Source organism: Micromonospora sp. M61 (assembly GCF_018070245.1).
GTDB lineage: Bacteria > Actinomycetota > Actinomycetes > Mycobacteriales > Micromonosporaceae > Micromonospora > Micromonospora zamorensis.
Genome location: NZ_JAGPYA010000089.1, coordinates 1 through 19,475 on the forward strand (window position 1 = coordinate 1; position 19,475 = coordinate 19,475).

The 19,475-nt window shown below is 69.9% G+C and carries 21 protein-coding genes; 12 read left to right on the forward strand and 9 right to left on the reverse strand.

Features of this window, described 5'->3' with window-relative positions:
- The first annotated feature begins 89 nt into the window (after positions 1–89).
- Entirely contained in the window at positions 90–416 is a 327-nt protein-coding gene (locus KBX34_RS30935) for a hypothetical protein (protein WP_210793484.1), read from the forward strand.
- 42 nt (positions 417–458) lie between these two features.
- On the opposite strand, the gene KBX34_RS30940 is transcribed toward KBX34_RS30935, so the two are convergent.
- Complete coding sequence (locus KBX34_RS30940; protein ID WP_210928529.1) at positions 459–1,244, reverse strand: helix-turn-helix transcriptional regulator; 786 nt, start codon at positions 1,242–1,244, stop codon at positions 459–461.
- Between the two features lie 63 nt (positions 1,245–1,307).
- Between KBX34_RS30940 and KBX34_RS30945 the strand changes: the two genes are divergently transcribed.
- The 3 genes from KBX34_RS30945 to KBX34_RS30955 all read left to right on the forward strand — a co-directional run bounded on the left by KBX34_RS30945 (position 1,308) and on the right by KBX34_RS30955 (position 4,467).
- Entirely contained in the window at positions 1,308–2,141 is an 834-nt protein-coding gene (locus KBX34_RS30945) for an SDR family NAD(P)-dependent oxidoreductase (RefSeq protein WP_210928535.1), read from the forward strand.
- A 111-nt stretch (positions 2,142–2,252) separates the two neighbouring features.
- The gene (locus KBX34_RS30950) at positions 2,253–3,197 is read left to right on the forward strand and encodes an RNA polymerase sigma-70 factor (RefSeq protein WP_210928537.1); all 945 of its coding nucleotides are present in this window, start codon (positions 2,253–2,255) and stop codon (positions 3,195–3,197) included.
- A gap of 82 nt (positions 3,198–3,279) precedes the next feature.
- Complete coding sequence (locus KBX34_RS30955; RefSeq protein ID WP_210928538.1) at positions 3,280–4,467, forward strand: NAD(P)/FAD-dependent oxidoreductase; 1,188 nt, start codon at positions 3,280–3,282, stop codon at positions 4,465–4,467.
- A gap of 4 nt (positions 4,468–4,471) precedes the next feature.
- Here the strand turns inward: KBX34_RS30955 and KBX34_RS30960 are convergent, their stop codons facing one another.
- Complete coding sequence (locus KBX34_RS30960; RefSeq protein WP_210928548.1) at positions 4,472–5,362, reverse strand: NmrA family NAD(P)-binding protein; 891 nt, start codon at positions 5,360–5,362, stop codon at positions 4,472–4,474.
- A gap of 86 nt (positions 5,363–5,448) precedes the next feature.
- Here KBX34_RS30960 and KBX34_RS30965 point away from each other — a divergent pair, with 86 nt between their 5' ends.
- Positions 5,449–5,988, forward strand: a complete 540-nt coding sequence (locus tag KBX34_RS30965) for a TetR/AcrR family transcriptional regulator (RefSeq protein ID WP_247672442.1) — start codon at positions 5,449–5,451, stop codon at positions 5,986–5,988.
- 73 nt (positions 5,989–6,061) lie between these two features.
- Here KBX34_RS30965 and KBX34_RS30970 read toward each other — a convergent pair whose 3' ends face one another.
- Both KBX34_RS30970 and KBX34_RS30975 read right to left on the reverse strand, forming a co-directional pair.
- Complete coding sequence (locus tag KBX34_RS30970) at positions 6,062–7,258, reverse strand: serine hydrolase (protein WP_210928552.1); 1,197 nt, start codon at positions 7,256–7,258, stop codon at positions 6,062–6,064.
- Positions 7,259–7,378: 120 nt separating this feature from the next.
- Positions 7,379–8,455 (reverse strand): aldo/keto reductase, encoded by a 1,077-nt coding sequence (locus KBX34_RS30975; RefSeq protein ID WP_210928554.1) that lies wholly within the window; start codon positions 8,453–8,455, stop codon positions 7,379–7,381.
- A 91-nt stretch (positions 8,456–8,546) separates the two neighbouring features.
- Here KBX34_RS30975 and KBX34_RS30980 point away from each other — a divergent pair, with 91 nt between their 5' ends.
- Complete coding sequence (locus KBX34_RS30980; protein WP_210928556.1) at positions 8,547–9,428, forward strand: AraC family transcriptional regulator; 882 nt, start codon at positions 8,547–8,549, stop codon at positions 9,426–9,428.
- A gap of 190 nt (positions 9,429–9,618) precedes the next feature.
- Here KBX34_RS30980 and KBX34_RS30985 read toward each other — a convergent pair whose 3' ends face one another.
- The 3 genes from KBX34_RS30985 to KBX34_RS30995 form a co-directional block, all read right to left on the reverse strand.
- Positions 9,619–10,506 carry a hypothetical protein gene (locus tag KBX34_RS30985; protein ID WP_210793493.1) on the reverse strand — a complete coding sequence of 296 codons (888 nt, stop codon included), beginning with the start codon at positions 10,504–10,506 and terminating at the stop codon, positions 9,619–9,621.
- Between the two features lie 43 nt (positions 10,507–10,549).
- Positions 10,550–11,269: a hypothetical protein gene (locus tag KBX34_RS30990; protein ID WP_210793494.1), complete on the reverse strand. Its 720-nt coding sequence runs from the start codon at positions 11,267–11,269 to the stop codon at positions 10,550–10,552.
- 91 nt (positions 11,270–11,360) lie between these two features.
- A complete protein-coding gene (locus KBX34_RS30995) occupies positions 11,361–14,132 on the reverse strand; it encodes a BTAD domain-containing putative transcriptional regulator (protein WP_210793495.1) in 2,772 nt (923 codons plus the stop codon).
- A 155-nt stretch (positions 14,133–14,287) separates the two neighbouring features.
- Between KBX34_RS30995 and KBX34_RS31000 the strand changes: the two genes are divergently transcribed.
- From KBX34_RS31000 to KBX34_RS31015, 4 genes are all read left to right on the forward strand, one after another.
- A complete protein-coding gene (locus tag KBX34_RS31000) occupies positions 14,288–15,208 on the forward strand; it encodes a hypothetical protein (RefSeq protein ID WP_210793496.1) in 921 nt (306 codons plus the stop codon).
- A 9-nt stretch (positions 15,209–15,217) separates the two neighbouring features.
- On the forward strand, positions 15,218–15,838 hold the full coding sequence (locus KBX34_RS31005) for a dihydrofolate reductase family protein (RefSeq protein WP_210793497.1): 621 nt from the start codon (positions 15,218–15,220) through the stop codon (positions 15,836–15,838).
- A gap of 161 nt (positions 15,839–15,999) precedes the next feature.
- Entirely contained in the window at positions 16,000–16,440 is a 441-nt protein-coding gene (locus KBX34_RS31010; RefSeq protein WP_210928560.1) for a hypothetical protein, read from the forward strand.
- 108 nt (positions 16,441–16,548) lie between these two features.
- The gene (locus KBX34_RS31015) at positions 16,549–17,376 is read left to right on the forward strand and encodes a M55 family metallopeptidase (RefSeq protein WP_210793499.1); all 828 of its coding nucleotides are present in this window, start codon (positions 16,549–16,551) and stop codon (positions 17,374–17,376) included.
- A 34-nt stretch (positions 17,377–17,410) separates the two neighbouring features.
- On the opposite strand, the gene KBX34_RS31020 is transcribed toward KBX34_RS31015, so the two are convergent.
- On the reverse strand, positions 17,411–17,599 hold the full coding sequence (locus KBX34_RS31020; RefSeq protein ID WP_210793500.1) for a DUF397 domain-containing protein: 189 nt from the start codon (positions 17,597–17,599) through the stop codon (positions 17,411–17,413).
- Positions 17,589–18,524 carry a helix-turn-helix transcriptional regulator gene (locus tag KBX34_RS31025; protein ID WP_307871535.1) on the reverse strand — a complete coding sequence of 312 codons (936 nt, stop codon included), beginning with the start codon at positions 18,522–18,524 and terminating at the stop codon, positions 17,589–17,591. Before KBX34_RS31025 ends, KBX34_RS31020 begins: the two co-directional genes overlap by 11 nt.
- A gap of 177 nt (positions 18,525–18,701) precedes the next feature.
- On the opposite strand from KBX34_RS31025, the gene KBX34_RS31030 reads away from it, so the two are divergent.
- Both KBX34_RS31030 and KBX34_RS31035 read left to right on the forward strand, forming a co-directional pair.
- A complete protein-coding gene (locus KBX34_RS31030; RefSeq protein ID WP_141910716.1) occupies positions 18,702–18,956 on the forward strand; it encodes a type II toxin-antitoxin system Phd/YefM family antitoxin in 255 nt (84 codons plus the stop codon).
- A complete protein-coding gene (locus KBX34_RS31035; RefSeq protein WP_210793502.1) occupies positions 18,953–19,327 on the forward strand; it encodes a type II toxin-antitoxin system VapC family toxin in 375 nt (124 codons plus the stop codon). Before KBX34_RS31030 ends, KBX34_RS31035 begins: the two co-directional genes overlap by 4 nt.
- Positions 19,328–19,475: the final 148 nt, after the last annotated feature.

The window sequence follows — 19,475 nt, forward strand, 5'->3', positions numbered from 1 at the left end:
GGGGTCGGCGGTCACGGCGGCAAGGGTACGACCGCCCCGCCCCTGCTCCCGTGATCCGCACAGCCTCCGGTGATGCAGAATCACCCCTCATGCCGACGGTGGTTGTTGAGATCCACGTCCCCCTCCGGCCTGCCCCCGGGTTGGCGGACGACGAGTACCCCTACCCATGGATCGACGATGTCGAGGACTTCCTGGCCGACCTGGACGAGCAGGACGGCGTCGAGGAGTACGACGACGGGGAAGAGGACGGGGACGTCTACGTCTTCTTCATCACGGGCGCCGACGAGAGCGGTCTACTCCGGGTTGCCTCCCAGGTGGCGGCCCTCGACCGGGTCCCTGCCGGCGCCTTCGCGATCGTCACCGACGACGAGGCGGAGGAGTTCGGGATGGGCCGCCGCCGGGTCGCACTGCCGTAGCCCTCCACACTGAGCGGAACACGCTCGGGTCAACCCGGTTCCTCAGAGCACTCTGGCCAGGGCCTGCGCGGCGGGGGTGTCCGGTGCCGCCTGGTAGGCGATGATCACCTGCCCCTCGGCACCGGCGATGGCGAGCGTCTCCCGTCGCAGCGTGAGCGGCCCGACGACGGGATGGTTGAAGCGCTTGACCTCGTCGCGTGTCGGCTGTACGTCGTGCAGCGACCAGCTGTCGCGGAAAACGCTGTCAGTCAGTAGCGAGGAGATGAGGTCGGCGGTCGCGGGATCGCGCGGGTCGGCTTCGGCGCGGAGCGCGGCGGCGCTCTGGGCGGCGATCTGCGCCCAGTCGGGAAACAGCGCACGCGCCGCGGGGTCGAGGAACATGCCGCGGATCAGGTTCTGACCGGGCGTGTAGAGCGGGGAGAGCGCCATGGCGAGCTTGTTGGCCGCCAGCACGTCGAACCGGCGGTCGCGGACGTACGCGGGTGTCTGGCTCCACGAGTCGATGAGCTGCTGCACCGCGTCGGAGACCGCCGTGTGCTCGACCCCGTGCGGCGGAGCGTCGGCGAGCGCGGTGAGATGTGCCCTCTCGTCGGGATTCAACCGCAACGCGCTCGCCAGGGCGTTCAGCACCTGCGGTGAGGGGTTGCGGTCCTTGCCCTGCTCCAGGCGGGTCAGATAGTGCTGGCTCACGCCTGCCAGGTGGGCCAGTTCGTCACGGCGCAGTCCCGGCACGCGTCGACGCCCGAACGACGTCAGCCCCGCCTCGTCCGGCCGGACCCGCCCGCGACGTGCCCTGAGGAAGTCGCCGAGCGCATTCTCGCCTTTCATTCCCGCCAGCCTAACCCTGTCAGGGTGCTGGCAGCCTGGCGTCCGCCGCCGCATGGTCGAGTCATGAAGACATGGTTCATCACCGGCGCATCCCGCGGCTTCGGCCGCATCTGGGCCGAAGCCGCGCTCACACGCGGAGATCGGGTCGCCGCGACCGCACGCGACCACAGGGCGCTTCAGGATCTGACCGAGGCGTACGGGGACCGGGTTCTGCCACTGACCCTCGACGTGACCGACCGCTCGGCCGTGTTCGACGCGGTGTCCCGGGCAGCGGAAACGTTCGGCCAGCTGGACGTCGTCGTCAACAACGCCGGCTACGGGCTGTTCGGCATGGTCGAGGAGGCGACCGAGGAGCAGGCCCGCGCGCAGCTGGAGACGAACTTCTTCGGCGCTCTCTGGGTGACCCAGGCCGCCCTGCCCGTGCTGCGCGCGCAGGGCACCGGTCACATCCTCCAGGTTTCCAGCATCGGAGGGATCGGGGCCTTCCCCACCCTCGGGCTCTACAACGCGTCGAAGTGGGCACTGGAGGGGCTCAGCGAGGCGTTGTCCGCCGAGCTCGCCCCACTCGGTCCGAAGGTGACGATCGTGGAGCCCGGACCGTTCGGCACCGACTGGTCCGGCGACTCGGCCGTGCACACGGAGCCGATCGGGGCCTATGAGCCCGTACGGCAGGCACGCCGGGCCGGGGCGGCCGCCCGCACGCCGGACGATCCCGCGCTGACCGCCGGAGTCATCCTGCAACTCGTCGACTCCGAGGAGCCGCCGCTGCGCCTGTTCCTCGGCCCGTACCCGTACCTTCTCGCCGAAAAGTTGTATCGGAACCGGCTCGCCACCTGGAACGACTGGCGCTGGCTGGCGGAGCAGGCGGCACCGGGCCAGGAGGGTGACCCGGCGTGAGTGCCGGTCGCGGGGCCCGGGTACGACCGCCCCGCGTGCTGCCGCGCCGGCGTCGAGTGCGGTTGCCGACGGGAGCGGGTGCCCGTCGCGACGGGTGGATACTGTCGCACCATGCGGCTGAGTCCGGACGAGGTCGAGCTGTTCGAGCACTCCAGGGCCCGCCTGGAGGCGATCGCCTATCGCCTGCTGGGCTCGGCCAGCGACGCCGAGGACGCCGTTCAGGACACGTTCCTGCGCTGGCAGGCCGCCGACCGGGAACGGGTCGAGACACCCCAGGCGTGGCTGACGAAGGTGCTCACCAACCTGTGCCTCAACCACCTCACCTCGGCACGGGCCAGGCGGGAAACCTATGTGGGCACGTGGCTGCCCGAGCCGGTTCTCGCCGGGGACCGGATGCTCGGCCCGCTCGACACCGCCGAGCAGCGCGAATCGGTCTCGATGGCGGTGCTCACCCTCCTGGAGCGGCTGTCCGCCAACGAGCGTGTGGTGTACGTGCTGCGGGAGGCCTTCGGCTACTCGCACGGTGAGATCGGCGAGATCCTCGGCCTCAGCGAGTCGAACTGCCAGCAGATCTACCGGCGCGCCAAGCAGCACGTCGCCGCCGAGCGGGCCCGCGCGGAGGTCGACCAGGCCACCGCGCGGAAGATCGTCGCGGAGTTCCTCACGGCGGCCCAGCACGGCGAGATCCAGCGGCTGGTCGAGTTGCTGACCGACGACGTGACGAGCACCGGGGACGGCGGCGGCAAGATCCCGGCCCGGACCACGCCGTTCTCCGGGGCACTGGCGGTGGCGAAGTTCCTGCGCGGCCTGTTCAAGCCCGCCGACGTCAAGCGGGACCTGATCGGCGGCAGTCCCGCCCTGTACGTCGCGGTCGTCAACGGCAGCCCGGCGGCGGTGGTCGTGATGGACGACCGCGTCATCGGTGTCATGTCCCTGGAGGTGACGCCCGAGGGGGTCGCGGCCATCCACACCCAGGTCAATCCCGACAAGCTCGTGCGTGCCACCCGTCAGTGGTCCGCCGCCGACCACGGCGAACCCCTCATGCACGTGTGGTGACCCAGGTCATAGCCGGTGCCTGTCAGGAATCACGTCGCTGTCCGGTTCAGGAAGCGACCACCGCCGAGACAGGAGTGACACCATGAAGCACCGCATCGTCGTCCTCGGAGCCGGCTACACGGGAGCCGTCGCCGCCGGGCGTCTCGCCAAGCGACTGCACCCCGACGACACCGAGATCACCGTCGTCAACGCCGACCCCGATTTCGTCGAGCGGGTCCGCATGCACCAGGTCGCCACCGGGCAGGACCCCGAGCGCCGCCCGCTGAGCAAGGTCTACGCCGGCACCGGCGTCACACTGCGACTGGCGCGGGTCACCGCCGTCGACGCCGACCGCAGGTCCGTCGCGCTCGCCGACGAGCACGGCACCGACGAGATCGCGTACGACACGCTCGTCTACGCCCTCGGCAGCACCGCCGCCGACCATGGCGTTCCCGGCGTCGCGGAGCACGCGTACGACATCGCCGGCAGGCCGTCGGCGCTGCGGTTGCGCGACCGCCTCGACCAGCTCTCGGCCGGCGGGACCGTGCTCGTCGTCGGCGGGGGTCTCACCGGCATCGAGGCGGTCACCGAGATCGCCGAGGCCCGGCCGGACCTCGACGTCGCGATCGCCGCCCGTGGCGTCCTCGGTGACTGGCTCAACGAGAAGGCGCAGCAGCACCTGCGGAGGGTCTGCGACCGGCTCGGCATCACCGTGCACGAGCACGCGGACATCGCGCGGGTCGAGGCGACCGCTGCGGTCACCGCCGACGCCCGGGTGATCCCGGCCCAGGTGACCGTCTGGACGACCGGCTTCGCCGTCCATCCGATCGCCGCCGCCACGACCCTGACGGTCGCGGCGACCGGCCAGATCATCGTCGACGCCTCGATGCGCTCGGTCTCACACCCCGAGGTGTACGCGGTGGGCGACGCCGGACTCGCCGAAGGCGCTGGCGGCAAGCCATTGCGGATGTCCTGCGCCTCGGGCATCCCGATGGCCTGGCAGGCCGCCGACGCCATCGCCGCGCGGCTGGCCGGTCGGGAGACGTTCCCCAAGGCCCCGCTGCGTTACTTCAACCAGTGCATCAGCCTCGGCCGCCGCGACGGCATCATCCAGTACGTGACCGCCGACGACAGGGCCAAGCCGTCCTTCCTCGCTGGAAGGCTGGCGGCCCGCTACAAGGAGGTCGTCTGCAAGGGCGCGGCCTGGCAGATCTCGCACCCGGTGCTCTACCCGGTGCGCCGCCGGCGCATCGCCGCGACCCGGACGGAGACCGTCACGACGATGTCGTGAGGCGTCAGGAAAACGTCCGACGCGCCCACGTACGGAAATCGGTGGTGGGCAGGCCGAGGGCGCGGGTCATCTCCGGTCGGGCGGGGCTGCCGTTCTCGTTGATTTGCTCCACCGCGTTGACCATGGCGGGCAGCAGGCCGCGCTCGACGGCCTGCTGCGGGGTGAGCACGGGCGCGGTGACCGCCCGGCCGGTGACCTCGCTGAGGAGGGCGGCGATCTCGGTCATGGTGAGCAGGTCGCCGGCGAGTTCGACGTCCAGGCCGTCGAGCCTTCCCGGGTTGGTGAACGCGGTCGCCGCGGCCTCGCCGATGTCGTCGACGGCGATCCACGGAAGCCGCGTGTCCGCGGCGAAGCCGGTGATGATCGTGCCGCTGGACCAGTCGCCGAAGAGGTAGGACCAGCCGACGAGGTTCTCCATGAAGGTCGAGGGCTTGAGGACGGTCCAGTGTGCGAAGCCACCGGAGCGCACCATCTCGTCGATTGCCGCCTTGCTCTCCCAGTAGTGCCTGTCCCACCGGCCCTCGGCCCATCCGGGCTGGTTGCGGTGGAAGTCGCCGGCACCGGAAACGCTGCTGTGCACCACGTGCGACACGCCGGCCCGGCGCGCCGCCTCGACGACGTTGCGACCGCGGGTCACCTCGGCGTCGCCAGACATGTTCGTCACGTCGGGATACGGGATGGAGAAGAGGCCGTCCATCCCGTCCGCCGCGGCGAGCAGCGACTCCGCGTCGTCCAGGTCGCCCTTGACCAGTTCGGCGCCCCGCTCCCGCAGAGCCTTGGCGCTGTCGCTGCCCGGGTCCCGGACCAGGGCACGGACCGCGGCGCCCCGGGCCAGCAGCGCGCGGGCCGTGGCGCCGCCCTGCTTGCCCGTCGCGCCGATGACGAGAACAGCCATGATGCCTCCCCAGAACCAAGTGGGGTGGTCCCCCACTTTTCGTCGGCTACGATATGGGGGACCACCCCACTTTGGCAAGGCGGGCCATGAGAGCGGACGCACGGCGCAACTACGACCTCATCGTCTCCGCGGCCACCGAGGCGATCGCCCGCGACGGCGCGTACGCCTCGCTTGAGGAGATCGCCCGGTCCGCCGGAGTGGGCTCGGCGACCCTGCACCGGCACTTCCCGTCCCGCTGGTCCCTGCTCCAGGCCGTCTTCCGCACCTGCGTCAGCAACCTGGCGGCCCGCGCCGGAGACCTGCTGACCGCGCCGGACGCCCTCGACGCGTTGACGACCTGGCTGCACGAGGTCACCGCGTACGCCACGACAACCCGCGGCCTCGCGGATTCGCTCCTGAACGAGCCCACCGAGGAGACCGACGCCTGCGGCGCGACGCTCGTCGCGGCCGGTGAACCGCTGCTGCGCCGAGCCACCGACGAGGGTTCGATACGCCCCGACATCACGATGGCGGACCTGATGATGCTCGCCAACGGCATCTCACTCGCGGCGCAACCAGCGGGCGCGGCCAAGGCGGGACAACTGCTGACCCTCGCCCTGGAGGGGATCCAGCCACCCCGGCGGTGACGGGCCTCCGAGGCGGTGGCCGCCGGAGCGGCTGATTCACCTGAATCGGTCCGCGCCGGCATGCGCGTCCAGGTCAGCGGTCGGTGGCGCACAGCGCCGTCTCGACGCTCCGGTTCACCGCGCCGAGCATCTGCTCGCTGGTCGGCAGGCCGGTGACGGCGACGACGGCGCTCCGGCCGTCCCTGGTGGCGAGGTTGCGGGTCTCGAAGCCCTGGATGTCACCGCCGTGACCCCAGGCGTAGCCGCCGCAGGGCAGCTCGTACCGGGCGACACCAAGCCCGTACGCGTACTCCCCGGCCGGCTCGAACCCGGGCGCGGGCACGGTCGTCATCAGGGCCGTCTGCTGCGCGGGCTTGAGCAACCTGCCGCCGACCAGCGCGTCGAAGAAGGTCCGCAGCTCGTCCGGCGTCGACACCAGTTGGCCGGCGGACCAGCCCAGGGACGGGTCCATCTCGGTGACGTCCACCCACGGGGCGCCAGGCGCCACCGCCACGTAGCCGTGCGGGTGGGTGCCACGGAGCCGCTGCTCCCCGACGCCCGGCCAGTAGGTGTCGCGCAGACCGAGCGGCCTGATGATGCGGTTGGTGATCTCCTCGCCGATCGGACGTTCGGTGACCTGCTCGACGACGAGCCCGGCGAGGACGTAGTTGGTGTTGCTGTACTCCCACTTCTCCCCCGGCGCGAAGTGCGGCGCGCCGGTGAGCGCCGCGTCCACCAGCCGACGCGGCTCGTAGTACGAGTGGCTCTTGTCGATCAGGTCCTGCGACCTGGTGAACAGCACGTCGTCGTAGTCCGGCAGGCCGCTGGTCTGTTGCAGCAGCTGTCGTACGGTGATCCTGCCGCCGTCGTTGCCGTTGCCGCGCACGACCCCGGGCAGGTAGTGCTCGACTGTGGCGTCCAGGTCGATGCGGCCCTCGCCCACCAGTTGCAGGACGACCACCGCGGTGAAGCTCTTGGTGTTGCTGCCGACGCGGACCTGGCCGTCGCGGGGAACCGGGCGGCGGGTCTGGAGGTCACCGACACCGGCGGTGTAGTCCCGGACCCGCCCGTCGGCCCCCCGCACTGAGGCGAGTACGCCGGGGAAGCCGCTCTCGCTGACCAGGCCGTCCAGTTGTCGCTGCACGACGTCGCGCGGGCCGTCGCGCCGGGCGGTGTCGGCGAATGCCGAAGGGCCGGTCAGGGCGGCACCGACGGTGACGGCGGCCAACGCGGCGGCGGCCATCCGCACGGTGCGACGGCGGCGGGAGGGATCGTTCGGTGTCACGGGCATGATGACTCCTCGGTATCGGAAACGCTTGACACCATCAATGGTTCAAGAAGTCCGATACCTGGACGATCCCCCCTGCTGCCCTCCTTCGGTACAGCCTGCGCTACCCCGGCCGGCCGGTGATCAGTACCTGACCTGGCCCCCGACAAAGGGTGACGCCTCGCTCGGCCGGCCGTCGACCGTCGCGCCAGCGAAGGCGAGACTCGGCGCGAGGTAACGGTTGTTGTCTGCCGGGAAGTTGAGCGCCGGTGTCGACACCTCGTCGAGTCGTGCCGTCTGCTGCGGCGACAACCGCACGTCCACCGCGGCCAGGTTCATCTTGAGTTGATCGAGGCGTCGCGCCCCGATCAACACCGAGCTGACTCCCGGTCGGGCGCCGACCCAGGACAGTGCCGCTGCCGCCGGTGTCACCTCGGCATCCCTCGCGACCTCGTGGAGCGCGTCGATCACCTGCCAGTCACGCTCCGCGGGACTGCCCACCAGCCCGGCACGTGTCGTGTCGACGGTGCTGTTTCCACGGACAAACTTGCCGGAGAGCCAGCCGCTCTTGAGCGGGCTCCACGGCAGTACGCCGAGACCGTGCTCGGCCGCCATCGGGATGAGTTCCCCTTCGACCGTCCGTTCGAGCAACGAGTATTCGAGTTGCATCCCGATCGCTGGCGTCCACCCACGGAAGTGCGCGACGACCTGCGCCTCGGCCGCCTTCCACGCGGGCAGGTCCGACAGGCCCACGTACCGGATCTTGCCGGCCGTGACGAGGTCGTCGAGGGCTCGCAGCGTCTCCTCGACCGGGACGCCCCGGTCCCAGTTGTGCAGCCAGTAGATGTCCAGGTAGTCGGTGCGCAGCCGGCGCAGCGACTCCTCGGCCTGGGCGACCACGGCCTTGCGCCCGGCGCCGCCACCGTTGGGATCGCCGGCGAACAGGTTGCCGAAGAACTTGGAGCCGAGGACGACCCGGTCGCGTAGTCCAGGCCGAGCGGCCAGGTAGTCGCCGATGATCTTCTCGGAGTGCCCGTTGGTGTAGATGTTTGCGGTGTCGATGGAGTTGCCGCCACGTTCCAGGTACTCGGTGATCATCCCCTCGGACTCGTCGACCGGGGCACCCCAGCCATGGTCCTCGCCGAAGGTCATCGCACCCAGGGTGTAGGGGCTGATACGCAGGCCAGAGCGGCCCAGTGTGATGAAACTGTCGAGTGGCATGCCCCCAGTGCACACCTGCGGGCCACCGACCGGGTAGATCAGAACTGGCAGCGCGTTGCCCGATCCTGCCAAAGTCGGCAGGATGAGCCCCATGAGCGCGCTGCCCGAGATCCGCGACCTGGTGCTGCGCCACGCCGGCCGACCCGCACCGGGCGGCCTCGTCCTGCACCGCAGCGACTCCCCCACCGAGCCGATGCCGTCGCAGTCCGCGCCGGTCTTCGCTCTGATCGCACAGGGCGCGAAGTACGCGGTACTGGGCGAACGGGTCTTCTCGTACGGTGCCGGGCAGTTCGTCGTCGCGTCGACGGAGCTCCCGGTGATCGCCCACGTCAGCGAGGCCAGCCCCGCCACGCCGTACCTGGTGCTGGGCCTCGCTCTGCGCCCGCCACTGATCGCGGAGCTTCTGCTGGAAACTCCACCGTCGCGCGGCGAGCCGGCGGCGGGCATAGCGGTCAGCACCGCGAGCGACGACCTGCTCGACGTGGTGGTGCGGCTGCTGCGACTGCTCGACCGCCCCGACGACCAGCGCGTGCTGTGGGCGGGGGTGGAACGCGAACTCGTCTGGCGGTTGCTGACGAGCGAGCAGGGTGGCACGGTCCGGCAGATCGGGCTGGGCGACGGCAACATCGTGCAGATCGAACGGGCGATCCGCTGGATCCGCGAGCATCACGCCGACCTGTTCCGCGTCGAGGACGTGGCGCGCGCCGCCGGGATGAGCGTGACGTCGCTGCACCGCCACTTCCGGGCCGTCACGACCATGACACCCATTCAGTTCCAGAAACTGATTCGGCTCCAGGAGGCACGGGCCCGACTGCTGGCCGAGCCCGGTGACGTGGCGGGCGTCGGGTTCGCTGTCGGCTACGAGAGCGCGTCGCAGTTCAGCCGCGAATACCGGCGACTGTTCGGGCTCCCGCCGGGGCAGGACGCAGCCCGCCTGTCCCGCGTCGACCCGGCGCAGCTCGCCGACGTGTGAGGGTGCCACAGGGGGTGGCCGGCTGGTCCGGTGGCAACGGGGTGGTGCCGGCGTTCGACCCGTCGAGGGTGACCGTGGCCGGCGGCGCGGCCGGCCTCGCCCCGACGAGCGTGATGCCTGTGAGTCATCAAGATGACTCACAGGCATCACTCACTCAGGGGAACCACTGGGTCAGCAGCGTGCCCAGCCGCTAGAACCCGTCCCACTGGCGGGCCGAGCACTTCCAGGTCTTCCCGCCATCCTGCGAGATGCAGACCACGAGGAGCGTCCCGAGGAAGGGAACGCTGACGGTGAAGATGTGAGCCTTTGTCTTCGCGTACGCGACGCCGGAGTTCTCGGCGATGTCGGCCAACGCCCACCCCGGGTCCGGTCCCTTCACCGTCGCCACCCGGCGCAGCGAGTCGACGTCCTTGCCGTCGAGGAGCATCTCGACGTCCTTCGCCGAGGGCTCGCCCTCGCCGACCAGCGTCTCCACGGCGGACGGGCCATCCACTGTGACTCCGTTGGCCTTCTCGAAGGCCGCCTTCGTCTCGCCGATCGTGGTGTCGCCGCCAAGGTCGAGGGTGATGACCGGTTCGCCCGTCCGGCGCGACAGCAGGCATTCCCAGACGGACTTGCCCGACGCGACGCACATGGTCAGGCACCAGTCCCGACCGCCGGGCACCGACGAGGCGAAGATCAGCGACGTGGTCCCTGTCGCGGTGTCACCCTTGCCGTCGTACGCGCCGTCGGCGAGGTCGGCCATGGTCGTGCCAAGGATGTCCCGGCCGCCCGGCATCGTGCCCACGACCTTGACGCCGTCGACCTTCTCACCGGCGACGAGCGCCGCAAGCTGGTCGCTGGTGAGATCGCGGCCTCCCGCGTCGACGGCCAGCACCTTGTCCAGGTCGCCGACGGGCCGGCCGGTCAGGTCCTCGAACTGTTGGAGCATCGTCCCCGGGGCACCGGGGTGGTCGGTGACCGTCGTCCGGGCCTCGCCCTCGGCGGCCTGCGACGGAGCGTACGAAGCTGTCAGCCCCACGATCAGGGCCGTGGTGATGATGGTGACGCGCCTGGTGATGTCCCGCAGAGTTGTCATCCTGTCCTCATCTCGGTGATCGGTTTCGGCGGAGTGGGACGGGCTACCAACGACACGTGACGATGTCGCCGAAATCGTTGGGGGACCCCACGTCGCAGTGGTCGTCGATCCACTCACCGATCTCGCCGATCGTGTCCACGATCCACGCGAACACCGACTTGATCGCGCCCCAGATGCTGAAGTAGACGACTGTCGTCTCGGGTGTGCCGCCGGCCTCGTCGATGACGTCCTTCGTCGACATGGCGGCCTCGGGCTTCTCGATGATGTCCAGCACTCGTACCCCGGTGTCGTCCTTGCCGGCCAGCAGCGCCGCGACCTGCTCCGAGGTCCGCTCCTTGCCGTCGTCGACCGCCACGATCGCGCGGTCGATCAGCACCTCTCGGCTGCCGCTGACGGCTTGGGCGATGGTGGCGATCTCGCCCACCGTGAGGTCGTTGCCGAGCGCGGGGCCGGTGAACCGCCGGGCCGAGACGGCACCGGCCGGATCGATCTGGATCTCGCCGGCTCTGATCATGTCGTCCGCCCCGAACGGGTCCCACGCGAACGTCCACTGCCCGCCTTCGCAGCGGAACTGGCCGTGCTCCAGGCCCTCAGGCTCGGTCTCGGTGCGGACGACTCCGCCGCGCTCGTCGACGTGCTGGACCACGCAGTCGGTGCCTTTTGTCGGCGGCTTGTCGGGCCGGGCCACGGCCGCGGAGGACATGGCCAGCAGCGTCCCGCTGACCACCCCGATCACCGCGAGGCGGTGTGCCAAACGCTTCATCGAACGCTCCATTCCTCGGAAAGAAACTGGTGTCCGAAGAGTGGCGGGCCGCGCTGAAGCGGCCCGGAAACGGCGCTGAAAGCGGAGTACGTCAGTGCAGCCGCGTGGCGTCGAGCTGGTCGAGGTCGGCACGGATCGTGTCGGCGTCGGCATCGCCGAGCTCGTCGAGGATGCTCAGGGCCCGACGCCACGCCACCCGGGTGGCACCGAAATCGGCGAGGGCCCGGTGGCTGCCGCCGAGGTTGACGTACGTGCTCGCTTCGGCGTACCGGTCGTTGACCTGGGTGAAGAGGTCGAGTGCGTGCTCGTAGCAGGCGATGGCCCGCCGGTCGTCGCCGAGTTGGTGATGGGCGTGGCCGAGGCTGTCCCACGTGTCGGCCTGTCCCTGCACGTCGTCGACCTCCTGCAACTTTCTCAGCGCCTCGCCGCACGACTCAAGGGCACGGTGGTAGTTGCCGAGCAGTCCTTCCTGCCAACCGACCGCGTTGAGGGTGTACCCCTGCCCGGCCTCGTTTCCGGCCCGCCTGAACAGGGTCAGCGCCCGTCGGGAATGGTCGAGTGCCTGGTGGTGCTGCCCCTGTCGCTCCGCCAGCTGACCAAGGTTCAGGCAGGTGTGTGCCCGCCCGGCGTCGTCGCCGACGTCGGTGAACAGGTCGAGCGCGCGGCGCAGGTGGTCGTCGGCCTCGTCGTACCGTCGAAGCCTTGAACAGGCGAGACCGAGGCTGCGGTGCGCGTGGCCCTGCCCGGTCTGATCGCCGATGCGGGACGCGGCGGCCAGAGCGATGCGTTGCGTGCCCAGCCAGTCCTGCCAGTGCCCCTGCCGGTGCAGGAAGCCGGCCATGGTCCAGGCGAGCCGCCAGGCGTGCCCCTCGAACCCGGCCCGTGCCGCCAGTGGCACCGCCGCGAGCAGAACGGGAACCTCGGCGGTGAACCACGCCGTGGCGGCCAGCTTGTTCTTGGGCCGTTCCGGCGTCACGCCCGCTCGCGGTGGCGGGAGGCTGATGTCGCTGAAGTGCGGGTGCAGTGCCAGGTCCGCCGCGTGGGCGGTGTGCAGGCAGTGGTCGAGCAGTCGGTGGACGGCGGCATCACGCTCGGCCGGTGCCTCAGCCTCGTCGGCGAGGCCGGCGGCGTACGCGCGCAGCAGGTCGTGGAACGCGTAACGCCCGTACGTGTGCTCGGTCAGAAGGTTCGCCCGGGTCAGCTCGGTCAGCAGCGGACCGCTCGCCTGCGGGGTGATCCCGGCCAGGCTGGCCACGGCCGGGACGGAGACGTCCGGGCCGGGATGCAGGCTCAGCAGCCGGAACAGCCGGACCGCCGGTGGGCTGAGCGTTCGGCACGACCAGGAGAAGACCGCCCGGACGTCGGTGGCCTCGTCACCGCCGTGGAAGGCGCCCAGATCGCCCAGCTCACCGGCGACCGCCGCCAACGAGAAGTGCCGGTTGGTGGCGGCTCGGGCCGCGACGATGGCCAGGGCGATGGGCAGCCGCGCGCAGCGGTCGGCGATGTCGTCGGCCGCGCCGGGTTCGGCGGCGACCTGGCGCGCCCCGAGTCGGCGGGCCAGCATGTCGCGCGCTTCGCCGGGGCTCAGCAGGTCGAGGGGCACCGGTTGGGCGCTCTCGGTGACGACCAGTGGGAGAAGCTGGTCGCGGCTGGTGACGATCGCCAGACAGTCGGGTGAGCCGGGCAGCAGCGGCCGGACCTGTTCCGCGTCGCGCGCGTTGTCCAGCACCACCAGCAGGCGCTTGCCGGCCACCGTCGTGCGGTACAGGCTCACCATCAGGTCCCTGTCGCTCGGCATCCGGGCCATCGGAACGCCGAGCGCCTCCAGGAATCCGTGCAGCGCTCGCGCCGGGTCGGTCGGGGTGGCCGCCGGGTCGAAGCCGCGCAGGTTGACGTAGAGCTGCCCGTCGGGGAAGCGCTCGGCCGCGCGGTGCGCCCAGTGCACGGCGAGCGCGGTCTTGCCGACGCCCGCGGTCCCGGACACCACCACGGCGCCACCCCGGTCGACGAGCGCCTCGAGGACCGCCAGCTCCGCGTCGCGTCCGGTGAACGTCGGTACGGGGGGAGGCAGTTGCGCCGCGACCCGCGTTGGTGCCGCCGCGGCCGGCGCGGCGATCGCGGTGTCCTGGCGCAGAATCGCGCACTCCAGGTCCCGTAGCCGCGGACCCGGGTCGAGTCCGAGGTTCTCCCGCAGGTTGTCGCGCAGCCGCCGGTACGTCGCCACCGCCTCGCCCTGTCGGCCGTCGCGGTACAGGGCGAGCATCAGCTGCGCGTGCAGGTGCTCGTCGAAGGGATGCTGTCGGACGAGCCGTTCCAACCCGGGGACCAACCCCGCGTGCTCACCGACGGACAACCGGGCCTCGGCGAGCGATCGTTCGGCCTCCAACCGCAGGCGTGCCAGGTGTTCCGCCTGCTCCTCAAGCCAGGCCGACCCTGCCACGTCGGCCAGCGGTGGGCCCCGCCACAGCGCCACCGCGGCCGTCAGGTGCTTCACCTGCTCGTTGTGGTCCGTCGCACGCCGAGCCAGCTCGATGAGGCGCTCGGCGGCCTGGACGTCAGTGGAATCCGGCCCGGTGTCGAGCACGTAACCGGGCTGACGCGCCACGATCGACCCGGGCTCGCCGAGCACCCCGCGCAGGTAGGAGACGTGGCGCTGCAACGTGTTCGCCGCGGTGGCCGGCAGTTGGTCGCCCCAGACCACGTCGATGAGCCGGTCGACGCTGACCACCCGGCCCGCGTGCAGCGCCAACGTCGCCAGTACCGCCTTGCGGCGCACACCGTTCACCGCCTGCGGACTGCCGGCGACGATCACCTCCACCGGCCCGAGCAGCCTGACGCGTACGCCCGTGCCGGGGATTGACATCACCGAATCAAACTAACGTCCCCCGCCCAGCGAACTCGATCTATTCGTCGCGTAATGGACACGATCCACGTCGCCCCTGCGGGCGACACTCGCCGGGCAGCACGCACGGGCCCTGGGAGCTACCCTCTGGCGCACTACGGCAGGGAGGTGCGCCGATGAGCCATCGGCTGCGGTGGGTAGCGATGATGCTGCTCGGTGCGGTGATGCTGGGTACGGTCGGCCTGAGCCTCGGCGCCTGGTACGGCGGCCGCGGTGTCACGCCGCCCACCGACGACCAGACGCGGACTATGGCAGCGCAGTTGCTTCCTGGTGCGGTGCCGGTCCACTCTGGTCGGGTCGCGTATGGCTACCGGTGGGGCGTCCATCTCGCTGCCGACGACCTGGGCTCGGGCCAGGCGTTCTTCTGGTACGACGATGGTGACGACTGTGGGCTCGCCGAGCAGTTCCGGCGCAGCGCCCGGACGCAGGGGTGGCAGGGGCTCCACCGCGTCCCTGGCTACCTGTGCGACGGCTGGCGGGCCGAGCGCGACGGACTGACGGTTGCGCTCGAATATTCTGCTAGCGGAACAGAGCTGACCATCGCACCGGCCGCGCCAGGCAAGTTCCTACCCAGCACGGTCGCTGGCACCCTCGCCGGCGCCGCAGCCGGCGCGGCGCTGTTCGGGTGGGTGGCACGGCGACGTCGACCCGTACCCCTGCTGGTCTGCACCCTGGTGACGGCTGGCCTCCTCCCGGGCGTCGCCCTCACCTGGATGGCCCTGGGCCCGGGCATCGTCGTCGAGCCGGTCTGGCCCGTCTGGCCCGCTCTCGCTCCCCTGCTGGTGCCCCTGTGGCTCGTTCTCCTCCTGGTGGGCGTGTATGCCTTCGCGAAACGGGAGACCGAGACCGACAGCAGCTCTCGGGTCACGGTGGTGGTGGTGAGTGTCGCGTGCGCCCTGGCCCCCGTGGTGCTGGCCGCCGCCCTGCTTTTCATGTTCGTTCAAGCGCAGCCCGACCGTCCGACTGCCGTCGATCCCATCGTGCCGTGGCCGGCGGTAGATGGCCGGAACGTCCAACCGTCCCCGTCCCCCCGATAGGTGAGCGCAGTGACCACACGTAGCGGCAGGGTGATCGCCGACCAGACCATCTCCGCCGACGGGTACTCGGCCGGGCTCAACCAGACCGAGGAACGCCCGTTCGGTGACGACGGTGGCGACGGCTGGGGCCGAGGGCTGCACGCCTGGATGTTCGACGCCGCTGAGGAGAACCAGGCCGAGCTCGACCTGAGCAACGCCGCCTCAGCGGTCATCATGGGCCGGAACATGTTCGGCCCGGTGCGCGGCGAGTGGGATCGGCAGTGGGACGGCTGGTGGGGTGACGACCCACCGTTTCACAAGCCGGTGTTCGTGCTCACCCATCACGCGCGCGAGCCGCAGCCCATGGCGGGCGACACCACCTTCCACTTCGTGACCGACGGGATCGAGTCGGCGCTCGCGCAGGCACGCGCGGCGGCCGGTGGCGGTGAGATCTTGATCCACGGCGGTGCGACCACCATCAACCAGTACCTCGCCGCCGGTCTGGTCGACGAGCTGCGGCTGCACATCGCGCCGGTCGCCCTCGGCGCCGGCGTCCGGCTGTTCGAGGGCGTCCCGCCGCTGAGCCTCGAACAGGTGACGGCGCGGGCAGCGAGCACGGTCCTGCACGTGACCTACCGAGTGCTCTCCTGACCGACGGAGGATGCATTGTCTGCTATCGCGTCACTGACAGTGGTCCCCAGGGACAGAGATCGCCGAACGCCTACCGCAGTTGATCAAAGATAGCGGCCGAACGGCACGTGACCTGTTCCACGACCTCGCGACGGCGCCGGGTGCGCATAGACCGTTGTAGGGTGCGTGCCGTGGGATATTCGGTGATGCCCTCAGGCCGTCTGAACCTCCCGGAGTCGGAGGACGCCGCTGCGGTCGCCGCCGTCCAGGCCGCCCTGGCTGAACGCGGTGGTTGGTACAGGCCGGATGAGTTTCCGTCGGATGGCACGCTGGTCGACCTGGCGGATCCGGCCAGGGCCACAATCGTCCGCGACGGAGACTGGATCGAGTTCGGTTACGACGACGAGGGCGACCCCAAGTGGTCGAACCAGACGACGGCCTTCTACGTCGCGATTGCGCCGTTCGTTCGCTCCGGAACCGTCCAGATCGAGGGCGAGGACGGCGCCCGCTGGTCGTACACCTACGCGAACGGGCAGATCAGCCAACAGGGTTGGAACGGTTGGGATGGGTCCATCGAGCCGTTCGGCGATTATGTGGACCTCCCTCCCGTGGACCACCCATAGGTGCGGCTCCCCCACCGGCCGCTGACCCAGAGGGCCGCACTGGTAGCTCTCAGTCCTGAATCCAGGAGCCTCGACCGTTGTGCCAGGAGCGCGTAGGGTCCCAGCTTCATGAAGGCATTGATCTCGGTGGACCTGGAAGGCATCTCGGGGATCGTGCATCCCACCGAGACGAATCCGGATCGCTACGACTACGAGCGCGGCCGGGCCTTGATGACGGCCGAAGCGAACGCGGCGATTGCGGGTGTCTTCGACGCCGAACCCGACGCCGTGGTGTGGGTCGCCGACGCACACGGGACGTTTCGGAACCTGCTGCCGGAGGACCTCGACCGGCGTGCCCACCTCGTGCGAGGCAAACCCCGCCCGCTGGGCATGCTCGCGGGGCTGGACGAGCAGACCGATGCTGCCTTGTTCGTCGGCTATCACGCTCGGGCCGGTGCCGGGCCTGCCGTGCTGGCGCACACGATAAGTGACAGCATCCTCGACGTACGGGTGGGCGGACGCTCGCTGGGCGAGATCGGCCTCAACGCCGCCGTGGCGGGACACTTGGACGTGCCCGTCGTTCTGCTCAGCGGAGACGACAGCGCGTGTGCGGAGTTCAGCGAGCTGGTGCCCTCGGCGGTCACCGTCGCCGTCAAGCAGTCCCTGGGTCAGGCCGCCGCGGTGGCCCTACACCCGCAGGAGGCACGCGAGCGGCTGCGCCGCGCCGCCGCTGATGCGATCACCCGGCGCGGATCGATTCCCCCACTGAAGATGGCCGGGCCGCTGGACGTCGAGGTCGATCTGTACGGCCCCTACATGGTCGACCTCGCAGTTCTGGTGCCGGGCGTGACCCGCCTCGGAGGCGGCCGAACAGTCGCCTTCCAGGCCGCTGACTTCGGGAATGCCTACCGGCTGATTTCGCTGCTCGTTCAACTCGCAAGCATCAAGCCCAGCTAGGGCGTGAAGCGGGCCGCCGCCAATGCGTTCCCACTCAGGGGCGGCAGGTGTCCGCCTTGATGCTGTCGACGAACGCATCCCAGGCGGCGGGCTCGAAGCTGAGCATCCCGGTGTTGGGCGCCTTGGAGTCGCGGACGTCAACTGCCGCAGCCCGCTCGCGCACCTCCACGCACTGGCCGTTGTTGCCGGAACGGCTCGACTTGCGCCAGGCGTTACGTTCCATGCTCGCTCAGCTCCTTGACGAACTTGATCGACTCGGCGGGTGACCGCGCCAGCGTCTTCAGATTGTCGTACGCCGCCGACAGCCGCGCCAGGTCACGGCTCGACTCAAGGAACAGTGCGCCTGCCAGGGTTTCGATGTAGCCCAGTGGCGGCTCGTCCCGCTCAAAGCTGAGCAGGGCGAAGCCGCTGCTGATAGCCAGGTGGGCGCCGGCCTCGAAGCGCAGCACCTGGATCGTCACGTTCGGCAGCCGACTCAAGGTGACCAGATGATCGAGTTGCTCACGAAGCACGTCCGGGCCGCCCACCTCGGTGCGCAGCGACGCCTCGGAGAGGATGGCGTGCATCCGCAGCGGAGTCGGTTTCCGGCGCAGCACCTCCTGCCGGGTCATCCGGGCAGAAACCCGGTGGTCGATCGTCGCCTGGTCAGTCTCCCGGCCGATGACGTTGACTTCGCGGGCATAGCTCTCGGTTTGGAGTAGACCGGGCACGAGCATCGGCTCGAAGTTCTTGAGCTCCACGGCCTCGATCTCGTACGCGATGTAGGTGGCGTACTTGCCACCGAGGCGCTGCCACCAGCCGTCCTCACGCAGACCGCGCGCCTGATCGAGCAGCGAGGTCCCTGGCTCCTCGTCAATCTTGACGCCGTACGCGACCAGCAACTCCATGACGTCGCCGACCCGAGGTCTGATCTCGCCCGACTCGATCCGACTGATCCGAGACGGTGAGCAGTCAACGATCGCCGCCGCGGCCTCGCCTGGTGCCGGGCTTCCTGTTCGGGCGCCTGGTGGATCAGCAGGCCCGCACCGATCATGGCCTGGGCCATGCCCACCCGCACGGGCTGGGACCGCTCTCCCACTTTTAGGCGTGCAAGCCGGACCCATCCGGCGGGAAACCTTCGTGACACGACCACACGCACCCCTCGTCATACAGGCTCATGCGCCCATCATCGGAGGAGCGTCAAGCGCGCAATCGCATGACCGAAGCAGTTGCGTCTGACTCAATGAGCCGTTCCAACGTAATTGCGTGCTCCCACCAGCCGAACCGCTGGCGCATGGGGCCAAGCAGGGTAGACTAAGCCCCTAGCTAACCGAGGAGGTTGCGCCATGTCGGCTGAGGCAGTGCACTACAACATGCATGATGCCAAGACCCATCTGTCGCGCATCATCGAACGGGTGGAACACGGCGAGGAGATCATCATCGACCGGGCCGGTACGCCGGTGGCGAAGGTCGTGCCGCTGGTTCGACGGGCCAACCGCACCGCAGTCGGCTCCCTCGCCGGCCAACTGGACCTCTCCGGCGACTGGGACTCACCACAGACCAACGCCGAGATCGCCGCCGACTTCGGCGTCGGCGCATGACCCTGCTGCTGGACACCCACGTCGCGCTCTGGGCCATCACCGGCGACGCGACCCTCGGCACCGAGTTCCTCGACCGGCTACGCCACGAGCCGGACATCTTCCTCTCCCCGGTCACCCTGTGGGAGATCACCATCAAACAGAGTGCGGGGAAACTCGCCGGACCCCCTGACCTCGCCGAGCGGGTAAGAGACATGGGCTTCCGCGAACTCCCGGTGACCCACGCCCACGCCATCGCCGCCGGCCGCCTGCCACCGCATCACCGCGATCCGTTCGATCGCATGCTGGTGGCCCAGGCGATCACCGAGAGTCTGACCCTGGCCTCCCGCGACGCCTCGATAGCGCTGTACGACGTGGATGTCCTCAAGGTGTGATCGGACGGGCCCATCAACGCCTGATGTCGACGAGGGAGCTCCGACATACCGGCCGTGGCCTGCAACTTCGCGGGTCTTGAACCCTCCGTTTGGGTATCCGTTTCGGTGGGGCGGGCAGGACTCGAACCCGCAACCGAGGGATTATGAG